This window comes from Burkholderia sp. Ac-20345 (assembly GCF_017104825.1).
Taxonomy (GTDB): Bacteria; Pseudomonadota; Gammaproteobacteria; order Burkholderiales; family Burkholderiaceae; genus Burkholderia; species Burkholderia lata_B.
In genome coordinates this window covers 1-10,365 of the sequence record NZ_JAAGPO010000007.1, presented here as the reverse complement: position 1 = coordinate 10,365, position 10,365 = coordinate 1, and the positions used below count along the sequence as shown (strand labels likewise).

The following is a 10,365-nucleotide window of genomic DNA, read 5'->3' as shown; positions in this document are numbered from 1 at the left end:
TCGGATCGGCATGCTCGGCGTCAACGGCTCTCTTGGTTCATGGGGTGACGCGTCACCATCTGTATTTCGAGTTCCGCCACACGATCTCAATCTTTATGACGCGGTGGTTTTGACACACTTACAAATCAGGAAAACTTATTAATTAACGTCAAATGGTTTCCGGTCGTTTCGTCAACGCCGTGATCGATCACGATCACGGTTGGACGGTCATCATCCGCCGCGAGCAGATCGCCAATGAAGCGGACGACGTTGAGACATTTGATGTGCTGCGTACATGAGTGGCACGGAGCAATGCGTTCGCGCCGTGGTCTGGAGCGCCAGGAACAATACGTCGGTAGTTCGTGTGGTTCGATTTCTTGACGCAAGCCTCCCGAGAACCAACTGCGCTGAACCTACGACGATCCGCAAAAGCTGGCCTCTGGAGATAGAGCCGGCGAATGGGGCGCCATGCACGGCCCGCTATAGCTTGTCGAGACCGATCTGCTCCACGACAAATACCTGTTGGTCGCGTTCTTTGTGCAACAGCCTGTTGTGTTTGACCATAAAGCCCTCCCAGTTGAGCACTACGCTCGGCGTATCGAAATGCCTGAACCACAACGAATTGAACCCAGCTTCGAGGCACCGGGCGATTTGCTCACGCATCGGCGTCTCGACCAAGGCCATACGCAGGATCAGGGCGATCATCTCGTCGCTCAAAGCCTGCGGCCCTTCCACCATAACGACGGCTCGTGGCCATCAGTCCAATCACACGCCGTTAGCACCACATGTGGCCCCAACAGCAGACCGACTGACCGCTCATGCCGAATTTCTCGACAACAGCTATCGGGTGCAGCTTGCCGTCCGCAAGCATCAGCAGAGCCGTTACCCGCGCACGCATCTCCTGATACAGGCGATCGATCGACAGCGTTACAAAGTCTGCCGCCCGATTTCTCAAATAACGCAAATGTCTCGAGCACGAACCACTCGACCTTCATTTCATTGCGTAAATCAAATTACTCAATCTTCGCGATCAAAACCGGATATCTCAAACTGCTTGCGATCCTTGTCGCGAATCCAATCAGGCGCACGCCCTACCCCGGACCACGTCGCCCCGCTGACAGGATCGAAATAACGCGGCCGCCGTTTGGTCGCTCGACGCAAGGTATCGACTGTAAAAATATCTTCAGGAGAAAACCCAAACTCGCGAACACAATATCGAATCTCAAGCAAAATCGCCTCGGCAGCGGCTCGCCGCTCTTCGGCAATCCGAGATTCCAGCTTCGCCCTACTCTCCAAATACCGCCGATACGAGTCCAGGTTACGCATTTATATAGTTACATCTCACCATTCACGAAATGAGGCACCGATCGAGCCGACAACCCGAAAACATCTCGCCCCTCGCTCCGACCCTCGCCATCTATCGCGGCAAGTTTCAATATCAGCGATAGCGAATGACTCCCGCCTGCTCCGTCGCGCAAACAATTCCAATCACTAAAACACCCGGAACGCGCCCGACCCGACAATCCATATGAAGCATGCTATATGGACGAATATTTAAAATTGACAACATTTGTCACGAACCAATTGCACCCCAAAATCCAGCTCGTTCAAAAAAGTTGACAAAAGAACAGTCTGGAAATGCCACTCTATTTCGAAAATCAATCCTGCCTTTCGGCCACACGACGCTCAGGCGGATGGTTTCAATTTACTTTCGCTTAAGTCCGACACTTCAACCTACCCATGCACGAGGGTATGTACGGATACAAGCGACACGATAAAAATGGTGCCAATGAAAATTCTTGCCGTTGACGACGAGCCAGCACAGGCAGCGTTCATCCGCGATTCCCTGATCGCCGAAAGGTTCGATGTACGAAGCGCCACCCGGGGCGCAGAAGCCATACGCCTCCTCGAAACCGATACCGTCGATCTGGTCGTACTCGACTGGAACCTGCCGGATATTTCTGGACTGGAAGTCCTCGCCTGGATTCGTGCGCGAGTCGGCAGAGATCTCCCGGTGTTGTTCCTGACGAATCGCGTGCGTGAGGAGCAGCTTGTCGTCGCACTCGATGCAGGGGCTGACGACTATATGGTCAAACCGGTCCGTCGCCATGAGTTGATCGCGCGAGTACGTGCTCTCCTGCGGCGGGCCTACCCAGTGAACTCGACGCCAACGTCGATCAACATTGGTCGTTATCGCCTGGACCTTGTGACCGAAACCGTATTCTTGAGCGATGAGCCGATCAGACTGACATCGAGAGAATTCAACGTCGCCGTTGCCCTGTTCCAGAACTGCGGCCGCGCCATACCAAGAGACGCAATGATCAAGTCGATATGGGGGCGCCATAGCGACCATATTTCCCGGACGCTCGATACACATATTTATCGTGTGCGGTCGAAACTGCGTCTCGGCCCCGAAAATGGTGTTCGACTTCGCGCTGTCTACAATCACGGCTATCGACTGGAGTTGCTCGACGCCAACCACTCGCACGATGTCGAATAGCGGCTGCCGGCAACCCGGGCCGGCGACGGCCCTCCGTGATCCTGGCGCCGCCACCGGCGATTCGGCCGCCCGGTGAGCAAGGGCGCTTGCGGTCAGGCAATGGCGTCACGCTGACCGCCGCGCAAGCCATGCGCTGTTTGCACGATACGGCAGCCGACATCAGTGATCGATGCGCCATTGACCACGGCTTCCGTCTCTGCTGGTACCGCCAATTTCCAGGCGAGCGCCGTGACGCTCAGAATTCGATACAGGGAATGTTGCATTTTTCAACCTCACATCAGAGCAGCGTTTCCGGCATCGGTACGATCGCGACCGGCGCGGGAGACGGTACAGGCAGTCGTTACCGGGCCTGCTCGCGCGGCGGCCTGGTGATCACCTTCGTCGAGCCCTGAATCAGTCGGGACGCAAGCGGCGCGGGCTCACCGTGCCTGGGGCGATCGGCAAGCCAGGCCACGCAGACGGCCAGTGCGATTGCGCTCCCCCACAGTGTCAACAAAACACGCATCGTCACTTCACCTTCACCTGTTTTGCCGCAGCCTGCATGATTTTTGCCTGCGGTGTCGGTACCGTTTCGAGGACGATCACCAGTGTCACGACAAGTCCACCGATCACCAGACCGCACAGGCTGAGCATCGCTTTATTCATTGCGTCGTCACTGCATCGTCAGACCAAATGTTTCGATCGATTCGCACTGGCGAATCAGATCACGGACTCTCGAATCGCACCGGGCAGCCTCGAGGCAATTTGTTCGCCCAATCGCCAGCGACACTTCGCGCGTTGGTCCCCGGTGCATCGCCCCGGGTGCCGCCGATTGCGACGAAACTACCGTCAGCATGACGTGACGTGCGCGCGTTGTACGCTCGCGCGTCGCGACGACAAACCCGTTCCTTCGACAAACCTCAATCGCATCTGCGGTGGCATCACTCACCGGCTCGAAAAAAGCCAAGCGCGAGCTTGGCGTCAAATCCGAGGGGAAGTGCCCCAGCAACAGAGCAGTGACGATGGTACCCGCCCGCACACGGCGAGATTTGAACGATTGTCACAATTAGTAATATTGATCATTTTCCGGGTCGATCATTCGTCGGCACCGTGCGATCGAACAACCGCGAGAGCGTACGTCGAGCGGGCCGCAGGCGCGTACATTGACAACAAATATCAAGCGGGAATTTTGCGTCAACGAGAGCGAACGGCGGATCGTTGATCGATCAGACACAGCGTCGTGTCTGATCGATCAACTTGCCGGAGACCTTTGCCATGAAGCTGCTGAAAATGACCGTCGTTGCCGCTATCGCCTTTGCATTTGCTGGCGTAGCGAGCGCGGCAGATGTGCATCATCACCATCGCCATCACCACCACACGATGAACCGCCACTAAGCACGCGGGGCGGGCTGGCCGTGCCGCCCCTGTGAATCGTTGTGTACATGCGGGAAATCAACGCCCGCAGTTCATGCGCCGATCGGCGGCTGCGCATCTTGACGTCGCCGCACTAAAGCAAAGAGCGTCGGCGCTTTCGGTCCGTCCGGGCACACCTTCGACGTACTGGTTCGTTCTGCCGGCGTGGCGGGACCAGGAGAAGCGCTGCCGCGCGCTTTACGATCGGCCGCCAAGTGTCGTTTGAGCGAACGGCAGACGGCGCTTACTGTTCGACAACGCTGCGCGCTCCGGATCATGCGGCATGCAACATACCCGGCCTCGAAACAGGATGCGCGTCCTCCGCAATTTCGCCTCTGTTGTTCTTCATTGAACCTGCCGAATCGGCCGCCAAAGACATTCCGTCAATTTCATCGAGCCGATAGCCGTGCGTGTACACGGCACTCAGACGAAGACCATTTTCCGGACGCAGCATCAACTTTTGCCGAAGTCGATAGATATGGGTATCGAGGCTCCTCGATGTCCCGCCGTGAGTCCTCCCCCACGCCAGCGACTCCAGAATGTCCCGGGACATCAAGCTGCCAGGATTCTCGAACAAGCACCGCGCCAGTGTGAACTCCTTTGCGGTCAATTCGATCGTCTCGCCGTGACGCGAAATGCTTTGTGCCGCCGGGTCAAGCACGTAAGCGCCAATCCGCGTCGAGGTCGTATGGCGCCGTCCGTGACCGCGTCGACGCAACAGCGCCATGACGCGCGCAGCAAGTTCGACTTCCCGAAACGGCTTGGCAATGTACGCATCGGCCCCCGCCTCGAGCGCGGCAACGACGTCCGTCTCGAGAACCCGGGCAGTCAGAAACAGCACGCTGGGTTCGTTGCCGAGATTCGCGCGGATCCAGTGCAACACCTCGATACCGCTCATCGCAGGTAAATGCCTGTCGAGCACGACCAGTTCCACACTCCGGGTCCGGAGAAACCGTACGGCATGCCGACCATCACGCACACGGCATATCTCCTGATCCAGGTCTCGTAATGCTCTTTCGAAAACCGATGCTTGAATCGGATCGTCTTCAATCAACAAGATGTTCATTGCGTCACCACTCGGTACGTCGCCTGCGTTTCGAATCGGCGGACATCCGGTCAATCGTCGCCATGAGGCACACCTATGCCCGTTTGCCTGCCGATTCACTCAGCGTCAGTCGCTATTGATGTCCAGCGCGCCCGATACGCATGGCTTTCCGCCTTATCCTGTCCGAACACGCGCGCGCCGCGATCAAGATCAACCCGTGTTCGCCATTGTCGGGACGGGCCATCAAGCCAATCCCGCTTCCTCATCGACGAACCCGGGCATCGGACTGGCAGTCGAGACGTGTACCCGGCACGGGTAAATTCGAATTTGCTACTCGGCGCTTTTATTCCGGGTTCGGTTTATATTTCGATATGCGAACGAAAGCACGTGGAAAATGGCCGTCGTAGCGAGGGCCCTTATAGCGACACCCGCTCCATGAATTTTCTGATCTCGAGCGAGTAGGCGCCAGGATGCGAAAACCTGAACATGTGGCCCGTGCGCGGCATGACGACTTCCTGTGCGTGCTTGATGCCATCCAGGAGGATCCCCGCGGCTTCCTTGCCGATCAGCTTGTCATCCGCGGGCGTCAGAATGAGCGTGGGGACGTCGATATTTTTAAGCTGGGCCGTATAGTCCGCCTTTTCGATCGACCGCATGCGGTTGACGTAGGCTTTGTGCGGCGTCTCCTTGACGAAGAGCGCGCGGGTCTTTCCGGTCGACCATGAAATCTCCCCATCCCTGTCAAACGACGAAGCCAACTGCGCTGCGTGTACGCGGAGGGTCGTCTGTCGGTAAAAGGGCCCGGGGAAAAACGGGGCGAGCGCGGCCAGCGTCTTGAGCAAGGGCGACGTGATCGGGCTCCTGGCAAAACCACCGGAAAGCACGAGACCCTTGAGGCCCTTCGGCCGCCGCGTTGCAACCGCGATCGAGGAGACGGCGCCATATGAGTCGCCAACCAGCACATAGCTCTCGAGGTCCTTCGTCTGGTCGGTGATGAAGTCGGCCAACGTTTCCAGCTCGCTCACGTCGTTCGGCAAACGAAGGGTGCGCATGGCGCGGTTCTGCAAGGCGGTCATCTCGTCAAGATGCCACGGGGCGCCTGAAAAGCAGGGAATCATGACCAAGGTGGGCTCTTTCATTGGGGTACTCCTGGCGGGTTGAATAAACGATGACCCCACTCTAGGAGGACCGCGGCGTTCGATCCAATGGCATTTGCACACGATGTCGATGCACGAGATTCATGGCCTCATGGCCGCACCAACGACAGCGAGCCCCTGCCGATGCTCAGCCCGCAATCATCATGCTGGTAATCCACTGAACGACGGGTTCATTGGCGCGCCCTCGGGCCCGAATCACGAGCACCTCCCAAGTCGGTAACGCCAGCGGGAGCTCGAAAAGGCTGATTTGAGCGGTGTCCTGCAACCGCAGTGCGACCCGCTCGGCGACGACGGCAATCGATTCCGACGCGCCAACCATGAACGGAACCGCCAGAAAGCTCGGGCACGTGGCGCTCACCTTGCGGGTACGACCGAGGGACTCCAGCGCATCGTCGACGGCACCCCGTGCATCGCCGCGCGGCGAAACCAGGATGTGGGGCAGCCGAACGAAGTCGTCCAGGTCCATGTGCAGCTTGTTACCTCGCTTGACCAGCGCCGGGTGCCCCTTGCGCGCAATGCCGACGAAGCGCTCCTTATGGACGATCTGGCACTCGAAGCGCTGCGGAACCTGAAAGAAAGAGCCGGCCCCCAACACGATGTCGAGTTCGCCGCTGTCCAGCATGCGCAGGGCGGATTCGGAATCGGCCGGCCGGAGCTTCAGCACCGCGCTCGGCGCAGCAGCCTGGATCCTGGCAAGAACAGGGCTGATGATCGTCAATACGGCGTGATCGGTGGCTGCCACCGAGAGCATCCCTTGAAAACGACCGGGATCGAACGCGCCACGCGGACTGACGACGAGCCTCACCGACTCGAGCACCGCCGCCACTTGCGGCATCAACTCGACGGCCAGCGGCGTCGGCTCGATCCCGCGGGGGTTGCGAATGAAAAGCTGATCATCGAAAGCCGTACGCAGCCTCGATAAAGCGTGGCTGGTTGCGGACTGGGACAAATGCAATTTTGCAGCGGCTCTGCCGACGTGCCGTTCGGCCCAGAGGGCCTCCAGTACAACCAGGAGGTTGAGATCGAAACGTGTCAGATCCAGGGGCTTCATGCTGCACAGATCATCGAATGTAAACAGGCCCCGGGCGCGCGTTGCTGCGGCGCGATCGAACCGGTGGCGCTAACCGAGAGCGGGTAGCCGACCATCCTAAACCAGGATCCGCCGTTGATGGTGTCCTGTTTCCGACCCGAGAGAATTTCCACCGATCGGTCGCCGGACGCGTGGCGGGCTCGACATTCGAGCCCGGGTTCGCATGCGCTCGAGTCCCTGCCCCACGGATCCATCGAACCCCATCAAATCATTCATTTTCATTAACCGATATTTACGGTTTACCTCTCCGCTAAACACGCATCGCGCCCTATCCGTAAGCCGCCGGATTACATTCAGTAATTCAGATGCGAATCATTCTCGTTTACATTGACTTTCCCATTTGACACTCCTACGATGCGCCGGATTGCAGTCATCTTCGTGCCCTGGCCGATCGGCGCCGCCCCTGCGGACAGCGCCTTAAAAGCAGGACTCCAGACTAAATAAAACCAGGGATTTGATATGAAGTTTGCGTCGTTCCAGGGAGACAACATCCGGGCCCGGATGCGCCCCGCCGCGTGCGCGGCCATCCTCGCGTGCGCATCGTTCGCGAGCGGCGCGGCTTTCGCCGAAGTGTCGGTCGACGCACAGCCCGAAGCGCCCGAGGCCGATCTGGCGATCCAGGCGAAGCCGACCAACATGTGGACCGGCATCTGGACGCGCCAGAGCCTGCTCGGCGACATGGGCGGCATCCGCCCGTGGCTCGGCAAGTACGGCGCGACGCTGCAGATCACCGAAACCAGCGAATACCTCGCGAACCTGCGCGGCGGCCTGAACCGCGGCGGCGCGTACGACGGATTGACGACGGCCACCTTGACGGTCGACACGCAGAAGGCGATCGGCCTGCCCGGCGGCACGTTCAACGTCAGCGCGCTGCAGATCCACGGCACCAACCTGAGCGCGCGGAACCTCGGCACGCTCAACACCGCGAGCGGCATCGAGGCGCAAGGCACGACGCGCCTGTGGGAGCTGTGGTACCAGCAGTCGTTCCTCGACAAGCGCGTCGACGTGAAGATCGGCCAGCAGAGCCTGGACCAGGAATTCATGGTCAGCACGTATGCGAACACGTTCATCAACACGATGTTCGGCTGGCCCGCGCTGCCGTCGTACGACCTGCCGAACGGCGGACCCGCCTATCCGCTCGCGGGCCTCGGCGTGCGCGTGCGCGCACAGATCACGCCGAAGCTCACCGCGCTCGCAGGCGTGTTCGACGGCGATCCGCTCGGCAACAACCCGAACAACCTCCGCGGCACCAACTTCAACCTGCACAACGGCGCGCTCTATATCGGCGAGCTGCAGTACGCGCTGAACCAGCCGTCCGACGGCGAAATGGACACCGGCCGCTCGAACGGGCTGCCGGGCACCTACAAGATCGGTGTCTGGTATCACAACGGCCGCTTCGCGGACCAGAACGTCGGCACCGACGGGCTGTCGCTCTCGGATCCCGCGTCGAGCGGCGACGCGCAGCAGCGTCACGGCAACTACAGCTTCTACGCGGTGGCCGACCAGATGATCTGGCGCCCCGACCCGACCGGCCCGCGAAGCCTCGGCGTGTTCGCACGCGTGATGGGCGCGCCGGGCGACCGCAACCTGGTGAGCTTCTCGGCCAACGCGGGGATCGTGCTGAAGGCGCCGTTCGAAGGCCGCGACAACGACAGCGTCGGCCTCGGCGTCACGTACATCCAGGTCGGCAACCACGTGACCGACCTCGACCAGACCGCGCGGACGTTCGCGACCGGCCCGTACGGCGTGCGCACCCGCGAGACGACACTCGAAGCGACCTACCAGTACCAGGTCAACCCGTGGTGGATCGTCCAGGCCGACGCGCAGTACACGTTCAATGCCGGCGCCGGCCAGAACCCGAGCGACGCGACCCAGCCGCTGCGCAACACGTTCGTAGTCGGCGCGCGTACGACGATCACGTTCTGAGCGACGCGCCCACGCTGCCTATTTTCGCGCGCCGCCCGGACGGCGCGCCTCCCTGGAGACTCACATGATTCAATCCGCCCCGCTTCGCCGCCTCGCGACGGGCGCACTGGCCGCCGCCGCACTGACGGCCGCCGCCGGCGCACTCGCCGAGCCGCAAGGTTTCCTCGAAACGCTGCATCGCCACGCCACGCTCGTCAACACGGTGCCGGACAACGGCGACCAGAACCCGTACGCGATCGCGGTCGCGCCGGTGTCGGCCGGCACGATCCAGGCGGGCGACGTGCTCGTCGACAACTTCAACAACTCGGCGAACCTGCAAGGTACCGGCAGCACGATCGTCAACTACCGCCCGTCGACGAAGCAGTTGAGCCTGTTCGCATCGATCCCGCGCGACCTGAAGGCGTGCCCGGGCGGCGTCGGCCTGTCGACGGCGATGACGATGCTGAAATCCGGCTGGGTGATCGTCGGCAGCACGCCGAGCAACGACGGCACGACCAACACCAAGGGCGCCGGCTGCCTGATCGTGCTCGATCCGCAGGGCAAGATCGCATCGACGTGGTCGACCCCGAACATCAACGACCCGTGGGGCAACATGGCTGTGGTCGACCGCGGCGACAGCGCGACGCTGTTCGTCAGCATGGCCGGCTTCGGGGTCGGCGGCGCGGACGGCAATCCGCCCGTCTACAAGCAGGCGACCGTGCTGCGTCTCGACCTCGACGTGCCGGCGGGCAAGCCGCCCGTGATCAAGCAGGAAACGGTCGTCGCGAGCGGCCTCGGCGCGCAAGCCGACAAGGGCGTGTTCCTGGTCGGCCCGACCGGCCTCGCGCTGTCCGGCGACCAGAAGAAGCTGTACGTGTCGGACGCGATCGGCAACCGCATCGTCGAAATCGACGACCCGCTCACGCGCGAGACCAGCGCAGGCGTCGGCCGCCAGATCACCGCCGACGGCTTCCTGCGCCGCCCGCTCGCGCTCGCAACCGCTCCGAACGGCCACCTGCTCACGACCAACGGGCAGAACGGCCAGGTCGTCGAGATCGATCCGGTCGCCGGCAAGCAGATCTACGCGCGCTGGATCAATACCGACAAGGCGCAGTCGCCCCCCGGCAACGGCAACCTGTTCGGCATCGCAATGACGCCTGAAGGCGACGGCTTCTACTACGTCGCGGACGACGTCAACACGCTGTTGCTCGCGAAGTAATGGAGCCAATCATGGCAGACGATTCCAACCAGCCACCACGCCCCGCGCGGCGCGGCTTCCTGAAGGCGGGCGGCCCCA

General features: G+C 60.9%; 11 protein-coding genes. 4 read left to right on the top strand and 7 right to left on the bottom strand.

The genetic code is table 11. The features are described from left to right. Positions 1-152: 152 nt before the first annotated feature. Positions 153-278 carry a hypothetical protein gene (locus G3O06_RS49625; protein ID WP_257791819.1) on the top strand — a complete coding sequence of 42 codons (126 nt, stop codon included), beginning with the start codon at positions 153-155 and terminating at the stop codon, positions 276-278. A 181-nt stretch (positions 279-459) separates the two neighbouring features. Here the strand turns inward: G3O06_RS49625 and G3O06_RS04605 are convergent, their stop codons facing one another. Together G3O06_RS04605 and G3O06_RS04600 are read right to left on the bottom strand one after the other, a co-directional pair. Then, the gene (locus G3O06_RS04605) at positions 460-717 is read right to left on the bottom strand and encodes a hypothetical protein (protein ID WP_205815181.1); all 258 of its coding nucleotides are present in this window, start codon (positions 715-717) and stop codon (positions 460-462) included. 279 nt (positions 718-996) lie between these two features. After that, a complete protein-coding gene (locus G3O06_RS04600) occupies positions 997-1,305 on the bottom strand; it encodes an H-NS histone family protein (protein ID WP_241019523.1) in 309 nt (102 codons plus the stop codon). Between the two features lie 463 nt (positions 1,306-1,768). Between G3O06_RS04600 and G3O06_RS04595 the strand changes: the two genes are divergently transcribed. Then, a complete protein-coding gene (locus G3O06_RS04595; RefSeq protein WP_174968448.1) occupies positions 1,769-2,479 on the top strand; it encodes a response regulator transcription factor in 711 nt (236 codons plus the stop codon). A gap of 92 nt (positions 2,480-2,571) precedes the next feature. Here G3O06_RS04595 and G3O06_RS04590 read toward each other — a convergent pair whose 3' ends face one another. The 5 genes from G3O06_RS04590 to G3O06_RS04570 form a co-directional block, all read right to left on the bottom strand. Next, on the bottom strand, positions 2,572-2,742 hold the full coding sequence (locus G3O06_RS04590) for a hypothetical protein (protein ID WP_160313537.1): 171 nt from the start codon (positions 2,740-2,742) through the stop codon (positions 2,572-2,574). Between the two features lie 244 nt (positions 2,743-2,986). After that, complete coding sequence (locus tag G3O06_RS04585; protein ID WP_160313538.1) at positions 2,987-3,124, bottom strand: hypothetical protein; 138 nt, start codon at positions 3,122-3,124, stop codon at positions 2,987-2,989. A gap of 1,021 nt (positions 3,125-4,145) precedes the next feature. Next, positions 4,146-4,937 carry a response regulator transcription factor gene (locus tag G3O06_RS04580; RefSeq protein ID WP_205815180.1) on the bottom strand — a complete coding sequence of 264 codons (792 nt, stop codon included), beginning with the start codon at positions 4,935-4,937 and terminating at the stop codon, positions 4,146-4,148. A 395-nt stretch (positions 4,938-5,332) separates the two neighbouring features. Next, on the bottom strand, positions 5,333-6,055 hold the full coding sequence (locus tag G3O06_RS04575) for an alpha/beta hydrolase (protein WP_205815179.1): 723 nt from the start codon (positions 6,053-6,055) through the stop codon (positions 5,333-5,335). A gap of 145 nt (positions 6,056-6,200) precedes the next feature. Next, positions 6,201-7,124 (bottom strand): LysR family transcriptional regulator, encoded by a 924-nt coding sequence (locus G3O06_RS04570; protein WP_205815178.1) that lies wholly within the window; start codon positions 7,122-7,124, stop codon positions 6,201-6,203. A 498-nt stretch (positions 7,125-7,622) separates the two neighbouring features. Between G3O06_RS04570 and G3O06_RS04565 the strand changes: the two genes are divergently transcribed. Then, positions 7,623-9,089 carry a carbohydrate porin gene (locus G3O06_RS04565; protein ID WP_205815177.1) on the top strand — a complete coding sequence of 489 codons (1,467 nt, stop codon included), beginning with the start codon at positions 7,623-7,625 and terminating at the stop codon, positions 9,087-9,089. A gap of 64 nt (positions 9,090-9,153) precedes the next feature. Continuing rightward, positions 9,154-10,287 carry a hypothetical protein gene (locus G3O06_RS04560; protein ID WP_174913094.1) on the top strand — a complete coding sequence of 378 codons (1,134 nt, stop codon included), beginning with the start codon at positions 9,154-9,156 and terminating at the stop codon, positions 10,285-10,287. The last annotated feature ends 78 nt before the right edge of the window (positions 10,288-10,365 follow it).